Here is a 17,606-nt window from a genome sequence, read left to right on the forward strand (position 1 = left end):
CCTTATCCCGGTAGAGTCAGACAAACTGAACATCGAGAGACGATAAGCTTCGAACGATGAAACTGCCTGCCTGCCAAGTCGGTTTGCTGTGACGGCGTACCAAGCGAGGCCCTTCCAACAATCTGGAAAGTACCGCCTGCATCTGGCGCTCGGCTAACAATGCACCTAAGCAACCGTGCATACCGTAGCCGAATGCTAAATGCCCCTTCGTCTTACGCTCAATATCAAAGCGATCAGCAGCAGGAAAAACGCGCTCATCCCTATTGGCCGAACCCAAACACAGTAGAATCTGATCCCCTGCTTTAATAACGTGCCCATCCAGGATCAACTCTTTTGTCGCGAAGCGTTTGGTATGTTGAAGAGGAGTCTCGAAACGCAAAACTTCTTGTACACAACAGGGGATTAGCTGCGGTCGCTGCTGGAGTAAGCGGTATTGCTCTGGATGCTCCAGCAACGCATTTATGCCGTTGCCAATCAGGCTTTTGGTGGTTTCGTTTCCGGCAACAAAGCACATGATGCAGACGAAGATCAGCTCCTCATGAGTCAAGCGATCACCATCGATTTGCAGATCAAGTAGTTGACTGATCAAGTCTTGCCTTGGATTATTCTTACGCTCGGCAATGACACTGGAGAGATACTCCATATATTCATCAAGAACATTACTGACTTTTTCAAAATCGTCCTTGACCATCAATCCAGGCTCTAATAGAAAGCGGATGGCATGGGTCCAAGCATCGATAGTCGAGTGCATTTCGGCAGGTAGCCCGATCCATTCGCACATGACTCGCAGCGGCGTGGGTTGGGCTAGGCCGGATATGATGTCCATACCTCCTTGCTGATAGGCGTCCCGCAGCAAGTCTTGGATAGTGTCTTCTATAGAGCTTTGCAACTGATCTATCGCCGACTGCGAAAACGCGATGTTCATCAATTTTCTCAAACGATGATGGTCGGGATTCTCGGTGAATACGATTGATTTGTAGGCCAGCCGCTGAAACGGTGCGTTATCGCGACCAAACTTAGCGGCCTGATTATCAACCAGTTTCGGAATAATGCTTGCATTGCAGCTACGATCACGCAGAACACTCATGACATCAGCATGTCGGGTGACGACCCACATACCCAACACTTTGTGCAGAGGGTTCAGCTCACGTAACTGGCGGTAAACACCGTACGGTGTCTCACGAAATTCAGCGGAAAAAGGGTTGAAGCGGGGTAAATTCATTAATTTACCGGGTATCAACGTGTGATCCTGAGCACCATCAGACATCGTGAGGTTCCTTCCATCAGATTGATTATCGGATAGCTTGAAGTTGGAGTCTCAACAACTGAATTTTTCCGAACTGAAAACCGTAAGCCGACATCTTCAAGTAGCGTAGATAACGGGTAACGACTGCATCGCCGACACGTTCCGCAGCAACTGCCTTATTGGCTGACAACCGGCGATACCACTCTTCACACGTTCTCGCATAATCCAGCCGGCCATTGTCGACACGTTGAATTTCGAAGATTCCCTCCGCCGCTTGAGCTAATTCTGCCAACGTGGGCAGGTCGGCATTGGGAAATATTTCCTCATTGAAAAAAGTGCTTGCTTGTTCTCTGGACATGGAACCATAAGCAATTGTTTGTAACGAAAGCCGCCCCTCGGGTTTCAACCAGTCTCGGCAGGAAGTGAAGAACCTCCGGTAGATTGCTATTTTCTCTTCAATACTATCTGAAGGAGAAGCGAAGTGCTCAAAGGCTCCAATGGAAATAATTCCATCAAATGGTGTTGCAGGGACGAACTCCTGCCAGTTTTTTACCTCTATAGCCACCTTCGAATATAACTGCCTTTGTATATAAACCGCTTGCTGATCACTCAGCGTCAGTCCGACGGCGCGCTTGATATTTGGCATATTCTCCAGCGCATCAAGCACGCCCCCCCACCCGCAGCCAATATCAAGCACCGATTGTAAATTGCCCGCATCAATGGCCTCAAGGTGATACGCTATTTTGTTTAATTGTGCACTCTCCAAGGTTTCACTACCGGCCCATACAGCGCAAGAGTAGGAAAGTGTTGGATCCAGCCACAACTCATAAAAGTCGTTACCCACATCATAATGATGGCGTATCGCTTTCGACTCTTCTTCCAGTCGATGCTCGGTTGTTAAAGCGTTCATTTTTCCGACTTCCTGTCCCCACCCATGATCAAACCAGTCACGGCCTTGATACTGGGATTATCGAACAACTCTTCTGCTGAGATTTCCACGCCATATTTTTGTTCGATTTCGATCAACAAAGATACTGCCAAGGAAGAGTCCAGCCCCAACTCACCGAAATCTTTATTTTCATCGATGCTGATTCCGGGAGCATTGAGAAGCTCGCCTATCTGGTCCTTACACCATTGGACTACGGTGTCTTTTTCTATCGAGACAGATTCATATGCAGTCATGATTGAATTTTCCTTATTAGAGAGGTTGTACGTTTCTTTTTTTACGGCTGGTTCTTCGTTGCAATGTGGGGACTCGTAAATCCCACGCCACCCCCATCAAGCACAAGCCACGGATAAACCAGTAACCAGGATCGAATACTGACCATTGCAACCCAAATGAAGGAGACTCGGGGAATGCATGGTGATTGTTGTGCCATGACTCCCCGAAGGTGACTAAGCCAAATAAACCACCATTGCGGCTGAAATCTTTGGATTGATAAGGTCGAGTACCGAACCGATGAAGTAAGGAGTTGATGGACCAAATGATGTGACCCACGACGAACATGCGGATAGCCCCTCCCCAAAGGAAGCCGCTCAACGCGCCCCATAAAGATTGGCTAAGGAGTCCGCCCAGTAACGCCGGCGCTAGCAGGCCAAGAAAGACCCACGTGTAGTAATGACGCGCCGTTTTGGCGATGAGTGGATCTCGAATCAAATCTGGCGAGTAATAGGCAACGTTGGGGTAATCGTGCTCCTTCATCCACATGAAGTGTGAGTGCGCCAGCCCCTTGATGAGGCCTGCTAATCCGGAGCCATGCAGATTGGGTGAGTGCGGGTCGCCTGGTTGATCACTCAACTCGTGGTGACGCCTATGCATGGCCACCCATGACAGTAGGGCCCCCTGCCCGGCCATGGAACCCAGTATCGTTAAGACAACACCAACTGTTGGCTTGGCCTTAAACGAGCGGTGAGTAAAGTATCGATGATAGCCCACGCTGACGCCGATCCCAGTCAGTGCCCAAAAGGCAATGAACAAACCAATATCTAAAGCGCTCACAGGGATGTAAAATGCCAACAAGCCCGCAAGAACAACGCCAAACATAGGAAGAATATCAAACAGCAGGAAATGTTTACGCTGAAGTCGATGAAAGTACGGACTACTTATCGCTTTGCGTTTCAGATCTTTACGTCCGGCTTTATCTTGGGAAAATTGATCTACTTCGGGTGAGCGCGCAGCACTGTCCATCGTCAATCACTCCGTGACATATCGTTAAGTTCGCTAAACTTGGCGCTTATTATTGTGTTGGATAATAATCGCAGTCCTCGCGTCAGCTAACTACAAGAAAAGAAGCGCTGGCTCGGACCACTCGCTCATCTCCAGCGCTAATATAACTGTTAGCAAAAACCAATCGGCTTCCGGTTTTTTGAATATCCACCACGGCTTCCAACCAATCGCCTATCTTGGCGGAACCGGCAAAATCAGTTGTGAGTGTAGTCGTCACGAGTTTGAGAGGTGGGTCTTTCGAGAAAGCTGCGCTGTAACCTAGGGCGACATCGGCCAGCGCCATGAATAGGCCTCCGTGGGCGAGTCCACGCGCATTGGCGTGTTTCTCCTGTACTCGAATGCCAATCGTAAAACCTTCAGTATTTTCCCGATAATAGAAGGGACCTAGAAGATCCAGAAAAGGGCTGCTTCTAAATAACGGCTTGAAATCCTGCGGAACTTCCATTTTGCGCTCCTTTTTTATTTTAATAAAAACATAGAACTCCGTAGTTTAATGAAATCATTAACTCACGAAAGCGCTTCAGCTAAAAACTTCTTAATTTTTGTATTGACTATTTCGGCGTGGGTCATATTGACCGAATGCGCGGCACCATCAATCTCCATAAATTGGCAATAAGTAATTCCTGCCTCTAGCTGCCTGACCTGCTCAATACTGATCGCACCGTCTTCATTGCCCCATATGACGAGTGCCGGCATCTGCAACTTGCTCAACGCAGGAGCAAGATCATCGCGATCTGCCAATGCGTTAAAATTTAAACATAACGTGCTGTTATCAATCGTTTGCCATTTTTTGATCCAAGGTTCAGCCAGTTTTTTATCCGTACCCAAGATAAGTACCGACACACTTTGTGCAATTTCATCAGTCAAGGAGTTTTCAAGCCATGCACTAAGAAGCTGTGAATATACAACTTTCTGGTTTTCTTCTTCCACGCCCGCGTGTGTAGCGATCAAAACCAATGCTTGAACCTTTTCGGGGTAACGCAGTGCGGCCCGCAGACTAACGTAGCCACCTTGCGAAATACCCAATAAAACGGCCTTATCTATATTGAGGTGGACCAGCAGAGCAGAGAGGTCGTCTGCACTATCCCAGAGGCTGAAAGGCTCAGTGACGGAGGCATCCTGTCCATGCCCTCGTTGGTCCCACGTGATGATTCGATAGTGCTTACGTAATACGCAAACCTGAGCATCGAACATGCTTTGGTCCATGAATAGACCATGGGAAAGTACTATCGCTACATCGCCATCAAGAGTGTCTGTAAAGCTAATCGGCCTTCCGTTAATCAGTGCAACGGTCATTTTATCTTCCTTGATATTAGGCAATGGCAATGAAAGTAGCTTAGGAATCGTCATTGTCAAATTTGTTGGCTATCCTCAATCGTCACGAGTCGAGGAGCCCGAATTTCAGGCAAAATCGCCCCGAGTTCCGTAGGCATGCACTTCGTCTGATTCTGGCCAATTCAATTCTTGCCTGCGGCCACCGGCAGCTATGGGTCCAGGCTGTGTGAAAACGCACTAAATACGTCGCAAACTGAAAGTCGCGATGGTGCCAGTGGAATCAGCGGACGGAAGCGCGAATTTCCTTGATCAGTTGCATAGGCGTTCGTATTGCCGTTTGGGCCGCGTCAGCGACCCAAACAGTCGCTCACGAACGGCCAAGCGGCTTGGTTTACGCCCTGATCGCCTCAAGCAGTCCTGCGATGCCGAAGATGCTCATCATTCGTTTGAGGTTGTAGGCGAGCACATGAAGGCTCATCTCAGTGCTCACCCTCGGCAGGGATTTGGTCAGGAAGTGGGTACTTCCCATCCAGTACTTGAGCGTTCCGAAAGGATGTTCAACAGTCTGGCGGCGAACCTTCATCTTCCCCGGGTCATGTTCTAGCCGAACCCTATGAGTTTCCATGGATGACGGCCATCGAGTGCACCTGAGCCACTGATTTGCCATCGCCGGCCAAAGCTACCAAATCGGTAGTATTTCGACCAGCAGCAAATTGCACCATGAGGTCACTGATTTACTAGATGACCTCATGACCACCAGTACGCTATGCATACGGCTCAAACACGCACGACTAAGTGCTGGGCTATCTCAAGAAGAGTTGGGGATACGAATCGGCCTTGAGCCTGCTTCGGCGAGCGCGCGTATGAATCGCTATGAGCTTGGCAAACGCGTTCCTGCCCCTGAGTTGATAGAACGAGTCGCAGTCGAGCTGGACCTCCCCGCCGCGTACTTCTACGCCTACCATCATGATGAAGCGGAACTGCTTGAGCGCTACTTTCGGCTTAGCGAGTCTGGAAAGGAGCGGTTGATGGCTTATCTCAATAAACTTGAATAATCCCTACCTCAATCACTTTCCGAAAAAATCCAGCAGGGGGCGCTCAAGACTGCATACCTACGTGCTAGTTGAGAGGTCCATCGAGGGATGGCTGCGGACAGCTGTAACGTCTTCGATGCAGTATCACTGCCCCCAATGCGGCTAAAGCCGAGACAGTAATTGCGGAGAAACCAACGTTAAGCGGGCTGAATGGACAATACGTAAGTGAAATACATTCGCCACACCGCCAACGATCCCCAAACGCTCCATAGCAAAATCAGCTCGCCCATCTGTAAGGCAGCTTGAAATGACTTTCCTTCAGCCCTATGTTGCTTCCAGTCACTCGACAGCTAGGGCACACCATGACAACAACTTTTCTCGTTCGCACTCAGTATGACGGAAGGGAATACAGGTCTGTAGAGGAGATTTCCTACTACGACGAAAATGGAGATGAGCAAATAGATCTGAGGGTTACGGCTCTTTGTATTGATATCACCACATGCGCCGACCAAGGCGATGACACATGGACATTCATCAGACGGCAAGTCGAAGATCGGCTAGATAAAGAAGGTATACCTTACAAGGATATAGAGTTCGAGGATCAACCTTGATTGGTGCTGATGATCGCACCTTCTCGTTAGCTAGTTGCAGCTCCCACAGTAGGCCAATCGTCCATTTCCGCCGGTGGTATCGCGGGGCGATGATGAACTGGCTAGTAACGCTGCCCTCTTTTTCGAAGCAGACCGGCTGGAGACGTATGCCTACAGCCTACTTGAGGGCGATTCGACGAGAGCCGCTTCCTAGGAGTGTTTTCTGAAGCTAAAGCTCTGGCCGAAGCTAAACGTACGGAAGCGCAGCAGGATCTGCTGCGCTTCCACGGACAGCTTATTAACTCTTCTTTATCCTGAACAGTCGCATGATGCGGTGGTAGAGCTAACCGGCCAGTATCGTGAAAATTCCGTCGCCAAGACCTCTATATAATCGCTCTATAATTCCCTATAAATCCCGCTCGCGGTAATAACCCGTTGCTTGCCTAACCACCTAATCGTCCTGAACGTTCGAACATAGAATCGAGGATCAGGCAGCCACCGCATCTATTTAGGTCGATTTCGGACAAGCAAAAAGGCCCCTCAGGGCCTTCGATTGCTCTCACGTTCTTTACTTCTTGAGCCACGACTCGACGGTCGCAGATCCATGCTCAGATTTCCACTGCTTCAAAATTTTGTGGTTGCCACCTTTTGTTTCAACGCGCTCACCCGTTTTAGGATGTTCATAAATTTTCACCTCTCGCGCTCGTCGAGACCCAGCTTTCGGCGCGTCAGTAGCGGGCCCAGAACCGCGACGTCCGCTTTTTGGGTCCAAAGGTTAACGACGTCTTTGAGACTGAAGCCATACTTCGCAAGCAAGTCACGAAGCTTGGTCTCGAATTCAATCTCCTTTTTCAACCCTGCATCACCCTTCAGTGCTTCAAGCGCTTGAAGTTGTTCCGCCAGGTGTTTTTCTAATTGACGATATTCTGCAAGCTTGGACATTTATCGCTCCTAACGCCGAATTGTAATGATAGGTCACGTTTCTTTCGCACAACGATTTACGGTGTTTCAGGCAGATGATCTGTAATCCTCAGATCCCTCTAAGCCATTCATCATCGCCACTACTTAAATGACTGTAACTCGACGGGAAAATTCCAATTCGTATTCTTGCGCGATCAGACAGTTTTCGGGTTTCTGCCAAAGCCTTTTTAATCTAGCACCCGGCCCTAACCAGGTACAGGGTAGCAGCATTGAAGCTCTTTCATGGGTGATTACAGAGGACGCGAAAAAACTCTCATACCGATTCAATTTTTATCAGTTCGAAGTACTTGAATTTGCGTTTCTTCGCTTCTGCCTTCGCTTCTTGCTCAGCAACGATGCGGCTCAGAGTGCTTGCCTCATAGACGAGCATCTCAGCTTTGCCCTCAAATTCCGACGTGACGCGCAACGTAACTTTTAACTTTGGCGAGCGGGAATTCGAAGCACGTCGTGCTTTCGAAACGTGCTGCTGATCTGACGTAATACGTGGTTTGTCTTCTACTGAGGCTAAATCTTTGGCCTCCGTGCCGAAAAGCGCCTGGCGCATTTCTTGTTCGGTCAGATTGTCTTTCATATAGAGGTCTCGTGTGACTTTGCAGGTAGACCAGTACTAATTGGTGGAATATCGTCGCTGCCAGTCGGGCTGCAAGAGGAGCGCCCGCCAACGGACTTCGCTCGTCGCATTCTATACGAATCGCCTAGTTGATTGAGTGATACCTCGGGGGGCGAAGCGTCGAAGCGTCAAGAGGCTAAGCATGACGGGTAGACAAAGCTAAGCGGGTGCTTTCTGTTCCGGGTGCGGAATGGCGAGACACACTGCCGAACCAACTCGAAAGCTTTCCTGTTTTAGCGCTACTGCTATTCCATGCCTTCTGAACTGCTCCAGAATTTGCCGAGCAATGTTGTCGCAATAATGGATCATGAGATTCCCAATCGTATCTCTCTTATCTGCCGAGGCGTAGATGAGGGCAGCATGGCTGGGTAGTAGATGGTCGCGATAGTAGGGAAGCTCGCGAGCATTGATCGCAGGATGCGCCCTCAAATCATGATCTACGACGACACCTAGGCGGCTTGAACGTAGGTGGGGGGTGTCCATGTGCCGAGTCAAAGCCAAGTGCCAGCCCAATGGTTCGTGCGAAGCAACAAAGTCCGGGTCTAGGATCAGATAAGTAACCAGCGGTTGGAAGATCGATTTCTCGTGTAGGGATTGCAACGGCTCAGCGATAACACTGACAGTAGCTGCGCTCACTACGTACCCATCGAATCGCGTCGGTCCTTGATCATTCGCGATTGTGTTCGTGTCCACCGCTGCGAGGTAGTCGAAGCGAGTCTGCAATTCTTGCGTATACGTTCCGTGCAAGCTGAAGTCATTAGTAGGAGTTGAGAGAATAATCTTGTCACCCTTGGTCTTAGGGTGCGACAGCTTGCGGTGAATGGAGTCGGGGTCAATCTCGGCTATGGTCACGCCGCCTTTTGGATCAAACTTCACTGTGAGCTGCGACACAATGTCGGTTGTGTGTCCATACACATAGTCGTCACGGGGTATCTCGGGGACACCTTTTCGTTTCTTCGACATGTGCTCGCTTCCTTTATGATTGTGTTGTGTCATTGCGCGGCTGCGACGATGGGAACCCCCGAACATTTATGACATACATGCAACCGTTCTTAAGAACAGCTGAAAATAAAGAGATGGGATTAGGCCGCCGCTGCCCTTATTCGGTCTAGCCCCGTTTTTACCCTTTTCCCAACTACCTCCGGGACGCGCTTCACGTTGGACGTTGGACGTTGGACGTTGGACGTTGGACGAAGACTACGACCGCCGTAGCCGCATTATGGCGTCCGTAATGCCTTTGGCATTCGTATCCAATGTGTTCAGGGCAGCAATCGCGTTAACGGCGACATCCCCCACCCCATTCTTGGCAAGCCACCCAGTCACTTCTTCAATGGCCGCAGCAAGAGCATGCTGGTTGTGCAGTAGCAGGGTGAGAGCGTCAGCTATGTGTATGTTGGCTTCAAAATTATCTGGCATAAATTTCCTCCTTGGATGTGCTGTGCGAGAAAGGCTAGTTGAATTCCCCCTTAGTTCAAGACACTGCCCGGCCCCGTTGATATGTCGCTGCTGCGTTGGCTTGAGCACCCATTTGCACAGAACTTGATCCGTTTCCTTATTGCGCGATGCCACACTCAATCCCCTTTTTTCGCCTCCCATGTGGCAAGCAGGAAAAGCGCAGTCGAACCCGCCAGATTCACTGCCAGCTCTGCATGACGGGGGGCGGCCTTCACCCCGCCCTTTCCTTTGCCATGGGCATCGCTCAAACGATTCCGAAGCGCCCCTAAGCCCTCGATAACGGCTGTGCACCCTCCAAGGATTTGCTTGAACACAACCTCTTCATGTTGAGCCTTCGTCAGGTTTAGAAGAGTAGCTGTTTGCTTGTAGAGCTTGTTCAAGTCAGGAGTCGTCTCATGGCCGCTCGTTCCGGCTTCGTCAAGAATGTGTTTGCATACCGATTCCAGGAGACTACGAGCCATGGTGATAGCTCCCTCGGGATCAGTTGAGCGCCTTTCAAGCGCTTTTGTCCAAGCGATCCGAACGTGCTCAGCGTCAATGCGGTCCAGCGCCTCTGAGACTGCGATATCAGAGGGGTGGCCCTCATTTGATTCAGCGAAGTCAACGAGTGCCCTGAACTCATCCCAAATGAATTTTCTACGCTCGGCATACTTTTCAAATTTCGGCTGGATGAACCCCCAAAATTGGTCCAAGTTCCTGTGACGACGCACCCACGCCGGGACCAGTGAGGCCACACGAGGGTCATCAAGAACGCTCTGCCGGTAAAGAGGATAATCCCGCTCATCGTCGTCGTTCCCGTTTCCAGTGGCACGATTGATGTAGATCGATTGCAAGCCGTCAACGTCATCAATGAGAGCCATATCTTCTGCACCTTCACCGTTTGTAGTCCATACCCTTATAGCAGCCCATCATCGAATGTGACCGAGCGCGTATGAACCCTGAACCCTGCCTGGCCCACTGCGATGCGCCGCTCGTGTTAATCCTACCGGCGAGATACTCCAGACCAAACTGTTGTAACTCCTGGGCGCCGTTTGTGTAGGAATAAGTCGTCGCCCCCGAAAGACTATAGAAGTTCTATACGCCAAGCATTATTCCGCTTATCGGAAAATCGGGATTTAATATCATAAAAACAAAACGCCACTCCGCCTATTGTTTACTACACAAACATATATATTTTTATAAAAATTGACAAATCAGACGCACCATTACTTAACATTCAACAAGTTAACGATTGAGACGATCCACACAATGACAAAAATCGCCAACCAAACCCGATAACAGTAACAATTACAGCCTACGAATGAAGCCAACGCCTTCTTGACGCCATCCACTCTTTGGACTTTCCTGAGACTTACATTTCAAAGACAGCGAGCTTTCAAAATGAACCCTCATGATCGACACAACGCGGCGCAACTCAACAAAAACAATGCCGATAGCGATTCGGCGTCTAAGACCCCCATCGAATTCTCCAATCAGGCCGAAAAAATCATAGCGACAATAATGAAACACAAAAGGCTCAAAGACTTGATGGAACGATTTTCGGGGCATCACTCCGTTTCGAGCCTAGATATCTATTTCGATGCTGCTATTCGAGATGAGAAATGAGTGCCTCCAAATGGATGTTGCACCACTTCCACCCTCTGATCGTCCATTCAGACTGTGAGTCCGCTCCTGAATGGTACTATCAACTGGCAGAGGAAAGGCTGCATTTGGACTTCGAAGGTGACTCTCTTTTAGCCTTACATTCAATCATAAAATTCGGCGGACTATCTCCACTTTACCCTCTCATACATGGAGATTTCATAGGCTCCGACCATAACGCTGCTTTGCACTTTTCCACGGGGGGTATCTACCCCACGATCCAGGGCGACTGGCGAGAGGAGTCGATTCACCAGCGTTGTGCAATTGCGATAATGAAGTCCGAACTAATAACCGCCGGAGCGCGAGAGAGCCTTCACACAGTTACCAGCAATGACGAAACTAGGCTAGTACCCGATAACCTCTTCGACTTTGATACAGATTCGGTTACTGAATTTATCGAATCTGAGGTCTGCTCATTTGCCGCCCGTCGAACTCGACCAGCCCCATCGGAAAATACTTATCGAAGCCAGACACTTTACTGGCAACCAACCTCTACTGAAATAGACTACCCAATCAAACTCTACAACCGAATTTGGATGCCGTTTTATCAGCTACGACTACCAGCCATTCGATTGCTCGGGCCTACGGAAGAAAACTGCCACATATCAAAGATGTATATCATCGTCGACAATCGTGACAGCGCGCTAGCCATTCAACAACTGATGACGGGGCTTTATCACTCCGGCATGAATAGCTTCTCGACATTATTCGATGAGCAAAAGCTTTTGGAGACGAATATCATCATAACTGATGAGCTGCGTGCTACGGCAACTCGCTCACTTAGTATTGAAGTTATAGAGCAACTTTATCCCACTGCAATAGTGAAAGCAGTAAACGCCTTAAATGTATTTGATCGCAAAATTGACGTAGCAATTTCCAAGGCCATTGCTGAGGCAACCATCCAAGGTACAGCAGCATCGCTTGATTTTTCTTTGATCCACGGTGCCCCTGTAAGGATGCCATGTGGCGACGCATGGGCCGAGACCTCTGAGACAACGCATCCAGTTGTGCAGCATATGATCCGAAGCGGGATTGCAGACACACTAGATAGTCATGCACATCTTAACATTCCTGGACTGCCACGCTCACAAAGTCGATATCAGAACGAGGCCGCCTATAGAGCTGCGTGCCAAATATTAAGCAAGCGCCTAGGTGTTCGTTTCAAGATGTACAGCTATGATGATTGAAGTAATGTTCGGAGCTGAGGGATGCTCATAACTCACACCCTCCGTCGATAATTACTGGCTTGAACATCTAACTCTAGCTCAAGAGTTATCGCTTATAATTTTCCTAATTAGCGAAATCGCGGCGCTAATACCTGTGTGTGACAGGCTAAATTTTATTTTTTCATTTTTTACATGAGCTTCAAAATGCGGACTAAAACGCTGATTAAAAAATCTACTCACGTTATTTTTATCAACAGGTAAACTCTTGTCACCTTTTTGCCTTAGCTTCGGTATGTTGACCTGTATGTTTTTAGCGATCTGTGTTGTTGTCAGAGGCAGCACTCCTTTCTTATGATCTATAAGCATTGAAACGAGAATCGCTTGTTCGAGCGGCAGAAAGCCAGTAATCTCCGACACATCACAATTAAAAGATATAAGCTGGGCTTCGTTCGTTAGAGAGCTAACAGTAGACCTTATAAAGCTAATCAAAGAGTTTTCATTCGAAATAGTTTTAGCTGTAATTAATATTTCGGACAAGCCCATGGAGTTTTGAATTTCATTTTTACTTTCAAACTCTGTAAAAGTCATTGGCGCATCAGACCTTTTTCTTTTTATATTTCTCTGATATCTTGTCTCAAGACTGCTTTCAATGAATAACGTTTCCAAATCTATTCCAGAAAGTTCTTCCTGTAGTATTTTTATTTCTTTAGGCGAGCGAAAGCCCGTTATAATAATGCCAGTTTTTGGCGTGCTTTTAACATATTCAGAAATCTGTCGAGCTACTATTCCAGGATCTTTGTTTAGCGCACTCTTAGCAAAATCTTGTGTTTTCATATCACTTGCGTAACCGTGCCTTGTGTACAAGGCACATCTCATGAAATCGCTGGCCTCAATATGCCTATATGCGTGAAGCCTCGTCAGTGCAGATGCAAGGATTGTCTTACCCGCACAGGTCGCACCGCAAATAATATAATTTCTTCTGGGAAACAATTCTCCCTGTAGTGGCTTTTCTTGAAGTTTTTTATTATCAATAAGGTCTTTTGACTTTAAAAAACCTATGAGTTCTTGCAGCGCTAGATTTCTAAAGTCGTGTTTAATTGCAGAATTTATGGGCAATAAGCTTATGGGCTTTCTTGCCCCTTTTGGAACAAACCATTTATTAAAGGTTTTATTATCTAACCATGGATATAATGAGTTTGTTTCGAATTCTATTTCTTTCTCTACGACACGGCCTTCAGTTTTACCTACGAATATTTTGTAGGTCTCCGCCGGGGTAGTGCGCAAATTTGGAGGTAAATATAGAACAATGTCTGAGCGAACGGTTACTTTTCTATTATTACCAAGCTCCTTTAACAGCCCATCTAGCTGTGCGAAGGATGTTTCTCTCATCCAGTACTTAACGTTTACTCCCGGAAACTCCCCATCAGTGCTTAATGCCTCAATAGCGATGGACGTATCTTCAATAAAAAAAAGCCTATGCTGATGCATAGAGGCGTATCGTGCTAAAAGGGCCGTATCTTCAGCCTCATCGTTACCAAAAATTCCATCCTGAAGTTCTTGCTCACTACCACCTGAACCTTTAGCTAACTTTAAATTCGCACTTTGTATGCTTTCTTCAAGTAGCCTTGCCCTATCTTCGATGCGGGGTTCATAATATGGCTTACCATAATTTGGTGGTGGGAGTAGCATAATTGGCTGCTCACGCAACAAATACTCGAAGTGCGCAATTTTTGTAAGATTGGATGATAGAAATACCAACTTAATCAATTTCTATTTCCCTTCCAAAATTATTCGGCGAACACTCTGCCAAGATATGATCTTGCGAAAGTTTAAGCTTATTTCTTAATTCTTCAAAATTGGTTGTGCCAAAGTATATCGCCGGTCCAAGACTAGACAAGCCAACACATTTTGCTCCGACACCTTGCAAGTAACCTTTGATCGTTTCTAGCGTATTTGCTTGTGCTGCCCACTCTGCTTTTTTCCATTGCGTTTTTTGGATTGCATTGATGGACGCGCAAAAGGTCAGATAATCGGCTTCTAATGCCGCACAGGCCATTCCCGAAACGGCATGATAGATTGACTCATGAACTGAGGACAATGGAATAGGACATGTTTTATTGAAAAACTCGATTTCGTCTTTCGCAGATATTTTATTTGCGTTAGGAGGGATAATTACGCCAAAGCGCCAGTCGTCAGGCAACTTGATATTCAACAACTGAACTGGCTGGGTTGGAGGGTTTCTTCTAGCGGAAGATGGAGCGAGTCGAACACCTGTTGCTTTCACCCCAAAGTCGACGCTTAGCCCTCCGTGAAAATAGGTGTTTATCCCTACCCCTGAAGTGCCGCCTCGCCCAGAAGCAGAAATTAACTGTGCCTGGCTACTTTTATTTTCGTTGAAAATGCTTGCAGCCTCGGCGCACGCCAACTTTGACGCAGTTCCTGTACCAAACCCACTATGAGGCGGAGGGCCAGACAAAAACTTGATAGTTATTTTATGTGAGTAATTATTGACTGTATAGAGTTCCTGCAAAAACCCTATCAAGGACTCTGCTTCAAATTTCGTCAACCCATCAGATCGCCTATCAATCACCCCAAACTCGGGGCTAATCGCGAACTCCATGATAGTATCGAAATCAGTTATACAAAACCCAACTCCTCCATTTTGCCTATAGCCCTGATCACTCATATCAAATAAGTTAACATGAAGCCGCGCCGGAGCAGATATCCTGATTGATCTAATCATATTTTTCTGACGCGTTTTTCAATGTTTCATTGATATAATTTAAGTATGGCTTGATAAATAAACCATCCTTATCAAAGGCAATTGTTGGCGTCTCTTTGCTGCTAATATTCTTAAAAATTGGCCCTACCAAACAGCGAGAACCCGCGAGAAAAATGCTATGCGACGGCTCGAAGTCGTAGTAGTAAATCTTAAACTTCTCTGGATAGCCCTTCGTTATTCTTTCTGCTTTTTGTAATGTCTTGTTTTTAAAGTCAGATAAATTTGGCTCTTCCAAATATGATATCTTCGGAAGCAAAAGCTTTACTTCAACGCCTCGCGCCAGTGCCTCTAAAAGATCTTGGGACTTTTCCACATCGGAGTTCGCAAAATCATCTAACAGCCGATTACAAGTAACTCCAACTACTATAATTTGATCACCAACACTGGTGCCTTTTATTAGCTCTCGATAATACTCAGCATCTTTTCTGTTAGCTAAGAACTCGATTAGACCGTGTCTTTTGTATTCAGATAGGGTTCTTTGCTCTAAATACTGGGTGAGAAATTGAAGTGAAGCTATCACCAAACCTGAGATTAAACCGCTTAACACCCCAATAAATCGCCCATCTGCTTTTTCATTGGTGTTATACAACACTACACCCGAAATTATAGTGGCAAGTATGAGCAATGCAAAGTAAGCACGCGGCGCACGAACGACAAAGTTGAGATTTAGCATTTTCATCTCGGAATCCCTATGATGATGACTTCCTTTTTAGGTTTCTTACTTAACGCATGCGGCATGTCGTGCTCAAGCAAAGTTGTCTTCTTGAACTGTGACGAGAAGAAATCACTTATCTCCTGAATGCTCGGAAATGCATCATGCACATAGGACAGACAAACAATAGACTTATTGTGCTTCTCTACTAACTCAAAGAGACTATCTTTAAAACAACTCTTAGTATTCCACTTCAACATAACTTCCGGGCTAGGGATGGGGAAATTCTTTTTTGATCGGTCAATCCGCTCATCCCAATGCTTCGGCTGGCAAATACCTTCAAGAAAATGGTATCTATCCATATAAGAAATATCTTGTTTTTTCTGTGGCACATAAGGCGGATCTAAATAAACAAAGTCGTAAATATTCGGAATTTCAATTGCGTCTGTGCAGGGCAAAATTACGGGGGAAAACTCAGACACCCATCGTGTTTTTTGAATCTCACCGAGCGCTCGACTCATCAAAACGGGGAAAGGCTTCTCCCAAGTAGCCCAATTTCCGAATTTTGTGTCTTTATTGTTATTCTCTCTTATATATAAATTTTTCCGATGAAACAGATTGAACGGTCTCTTTTGCAAACAAGCTTGCATTAAGCAATATAATATCTCGGACTTCTTGATGGGGTCCTCAATTCCTGACAAGCCTCTTATTGCGCCATCAAGCCACTGATTTTCGCTATCAGTATAATAAATACCTTCATAATTTTTCGATATAAAACCGCGCTCTGGCACTACACTGCCAATGAACCTGTCAAATTCTTTATTTGTTATCGAACAAGGCTTATTAGAAAGAAGAGCCAAGGCTATAGTGCGGTTCGACTCCAATATGTCGTTGTATGTTACTTTCTTATTAAGATGCTTTAAGACGAGAGACACCGTAGACGTTCCACCAAACACGTCTATCGCCGTCTTAAAATCATATTTCTTAAATTCATCCAGCAGCCACTCAGTCAACCTACGCTTACTACCGTAGTACCTTGTCTGTGGAAGGTAAACTTTATCTCTCACCGGCGTCAGCACCGCATCAAGAGCTTCTGCCATTACAACTTGTGAGGTGTTGATTTTTTGTTCGGCAGGGGAATCAATTTTAAGAGATCGACTTTCTTGGGAGCACCAATCTTCTTGAGCGGTAGAACTTGGTTGATTTGTGTCCAATTGACGGGGATCTAACATTTGGCGCTCCGGACTTGGATCTTTTTTTAGTTTGCGAGTGCCAAGATGTTTTGGTCTTTCACAACAATTGAAAATTCGCAGATGAAATAATAGGCTTTCAAATCGCTCGATGCGGGAGGACAACCGCTGGGCGTTTTCTGGTCGATTTTTCTACGATTATTCGACCGGGAAACGCCAGCGCGCCATCCTACCACTCCCCCTTTTTCTCGCTAAGACTATCATTGCCCCTCGTCGCCAGCAGATCCCGATGCCCTGCAATAATGTATGTATTCCTTCGAGAACGACCACATCTATCTGAGGAGGCAAGCGCGCCCTCATTTCCCCGGCATCTAGACGTCAGCGCACGGCGTCTGCCTCACCCGAGGCTCAATGGTACGCTTCCTGTCATGAGCGTATTTCACCAGATTAGGTCACCTTTTTCAGCGATTCACCTCGATTTCTTTGCAAAAAAATCAAACCATAATCTCCCGTCTAATAGGAGTTTCCTGGCTGACTGACGGCTTCAACATCGCCCGCTCAGGATATCCAGTCCAGATCAATCTGGATCGAAAGATGATCCATTGCTTACTCTGCCGACACTATTATCGTCACCCAAACGCACGCCCCCTACCGCTCACGTTCTGTCCAAGCATCGCTCCATTGGGTTTGAGCGCAAGTTGCACATGCGCAGGGTCTCACTCATTACGTGGCCGTCCTCCATGCCACCCATAAGGCT

At 47.1% G+C, this 17,606-nt stretch carries 17 protein-coding genes and 2 pseudogenes; 3 read left to right on the plus strand and 16 right to left on the minus strand.

Features of this window, described 5'->3' with window-relative positions; genetic code table 11:
* Nucleotides 1–16 precede the first annotated feature (16 nt).
* The 7 genes and pseudogenes from QNH97_RS25870 to QNH97_RS25900 form a co-directional block, all read right to left on the minus strand.
* Nucleotides 17–1,267: a cytochrome P450 gene (locus tag QNH97_RS25870; RefSeq protein ID WP_283554474.1), complete on the minus strand. Its 1,251-nt coding sequence runs from the start codon at nt 1,265–1,267 to the stop codon at nt 17–19.
* Nucleotides 1,268–1,292: 25 nt separating this feature from the next.
* Nucleotides 1,293–2,156, minus strand: a complete 864-nt coding sequence (locus QNH97_RS25875; protein ID WP_283554475.1) for an SAM-dependent methyltransferase — start codon at nt 2,154–2,156, stop codon at nt 1,293–1,295.
* Nucleotides 2,153–2,428, minus strand: coding sequence for an acyl carrier protein (locus QNH97_RS25880; protein WP_283554476.1), 276 nt, complete (start codon nt 2,426–2,428; stop codon nt 2,153–2,155). The genes QNH97_RS25875 and QNH97_RS25880 overlap by 4 nt, the downstream gene beginning before the upstream one ends.
* 16 nt (nt 2,429–2,444) lie before the next feature.
* Nucleotides 2,445–3,434 carry an acyl-CoA desaturase gene (locus tag QNH97_RS25885; protein ID WP_283554477.1) on the minus strand — a complete coding sequence of 330 codons (990 nt, stop codon included), beginning with the start codon at nt 3,432–3,434 and terminating at the stop codon, nt 2,445–2,447.
* Nucleotides 3,435–3,516: 82 nt separating this feature from the next.
* On the minus strand, nt 3,517–3,918 hold the full coding sequence (locus QNH97_RS25890) for a PaaI family thioesterase (RefSeq protein ID WP_283554478.1): 402 nt from the start codon (nt 3,916–3,918) through the stop codon (nt 3,517–3,519).
* 62 nt (nt 3,919–3,980) lie between these two features.
* On the minus strand, nt 3,981–4,769 hold the full coding sequence (locus QNH97_RS25895; RefSeq protein WP_283554479.1) for an alpha/beta fold hydrolase: 789 nt from the start codon (nt 4,767–4,769) through the stop codon (nt 3,981–3,983).
* A 370-nt stretch (nt 4,770–5,139) separates the two neighbouring features.
* Nucleotides 5,140–5,388 (minus strand): annotated as a pseudogene (locus tag QNH97_RS25900) (transposase); the annotation flags it as partial.
* Nucleotides 5,389–5,497: 109 nt separating this feature from the next.
* Here QNH97_RS25900 and QNH97_RS25905 point away from each other — a divergent pair.
* Nucleotides 5,498–5,803, plus strand: a complete 306-nt coding sequence (locus QNH97_RS25905) for a helix-turn-helix domain-containing protein (RefSeq protein ID WP_283554480.1) — start codon at nt 5,498–5,500, stop codon at nt 5,801–5,803.
* Between the two features lie 1,200 nt (nt 5,804–7,003).
* Here QNH97_RS25905 and QNH97_RS25910 read toward each other — a convergent pair.
* The 5 genes and pseudogenes from QNH97_RS25910 to QNH97_RS25930 all read right to left on the minus strand — a co-directional run.
* A pseudogene (locus QNH97_RS25910) lies at nt 7,004–7,314 on the minus strand (histone-like nucleoid-structuring protein, MvaT/MvaU family); the annotation flags it as partial.
* Between the two features lie 292 nt (nt 7,315–7,606).
* Entirely contained in the window at nt 7,607–7,924 is a 318-nt protein-coding gene (locus QNH97_RS25915; protein WP_283554481.1) for a hypothetical protein, read from the minus strand.
* A gap of 198 nt (nt 7,925–8,122) precedes the next feature.
* Complete coding sequence (locus QNH97_RS25920; protein ID WP_283554482.1) at nt 8,123–8,926, minus strand: hypothetical protein; 804 nt, start codon at nt 8,924–8,926, stop codon at nt 8,123–8,125.
* Between the two features lie 234 nt (nt 8,927–9,160).
* Nucleotides 9,161–9,379 (minus strand): hypothetical protein, encoded by a 219-nt coding sequence (locus QNH97_RS25925; protein WP_283554483.1) that lies wholly within the window; start codon nt 9,377–9,379, stop codon nt 9,161–9,163.
* A gap of 155 nt (nt 9,380–9,534) precedes the next feature.
* Complete coding sequence (locus QNH97_RS25930) at nt 9,535–10,278, minus strand: abortive infection family protein (RefSeq protein ID WP_283554484.1); 744 nt, start codon at nt 10,276–10,278, stop codon at nt 9,535–9,537.
* A 520-nt stretch (nt 10,279–10,798) separates the two neighbouring features.
* On the opposite strand from QNH97_RS25930, the gene QNH97_RS25935 reads away from it, so the two are divergent.
* Both QNH97_RS25935 and QNH97_RS25940 read left to right on the plus strand, forming a co-directional pair.
* A complete protein-coding gene (locus QNH97_RS25935) occupies nt 10,799–11,023 on the plus strand; it encodes a hypothetical protein (protein WP_283554485.1) in 225 nt (74 codons plus the stop codon).
* Nucleotides 11,020–12,246: a hypothetical protein gene (locus QNH97_RS25940; protein WP_283554486.1), complete on the plus strand. Its 1,227-nt coding sequence runs from the start codon at nt 11,020–11,022 to the stop codon at nt 12,244–12,246. Before QNH97_RS25935 ends, QNH97_RS25940 begins: the two co-directional genes overlap by 4 nt.
* Before the next feature lie 78 nt (nt 12,247–12,324).
* On the opposite strand, the gene QNH97_RS25945 is transcribed toward QNH97_RS25940, so the two are convergent.
* From QNH97_RS25945 to QNH97_RS25960, 4 genes are read right to left on the minus strand one after another with little or no spacing between them, the layout of a single operon-like run.
* Nucleotides 12,325–13,992: a non-canonical purine NTP pyrophosphatase gene (locus QNH97_RS25945; protein WP_283554487.1), complete on the minus strand. Its 1,668-nt coding sequence runs from the start codon at nt 13,990–13,992 to the stop codon at nt 12,325–12,327.
* Nucleotides 13,985–14,968 carry a beta-ribofuranosylaminobenzene 5'-phosphate synthase family protein gene (locus tag QNH97_RS25950; RefSeq protein ID WP_350356193.1) on the minus strand — a complete coding sequence of 328 codons (984 nt, stop codon included), beginning with the start codon at nt 14,966–14,968 and terminating at the stop codon, nt 13,985–13,987. Before QNH97_RS25950 ends, QNH97_RS25945 begins: the two co-directional genes overlap by 8 nt.
* Nucleotides 14,961–15,686, minus strand: a complete 726-nt coding sequence (locus QNH97_RS25955) for a hypothetical protein (protein WP_283554488.1) — start codon at nt 15,684–15,686, stop codon at nt 14,961–14,963. The genes QNH97_RS25950 and QNH97_RS25955 overlap by 8 nt, the downstream gene beginning before the upstream one ends.
* On the minus strand, nt 15,683–16,891 hold the full coding sequence (locus QNH97_RS25960; protein WP_283554489.1) for a DNA adenine methylase: 1,209 nt from the start codon (nt 16,889–16,891) through the stop codon (nt 15,683–15,685). The genes QNH97_RS25955 and QNH97_RS25960 overlap by 4 nt, the downstream gene beginning before the upstream one ends.
* Nucleotides 16,892–17,606: the final 715 nt, after the last annotated feature.

Source organism: Pseudomonas sp. G2-4, assembly GCF_030064125.1.
GTDB lineage: Bacteria > Pseudomonadota > Gammaproteobacteria > Pseudomonadales > Pseudomonadaceae > Aquipseudomonas.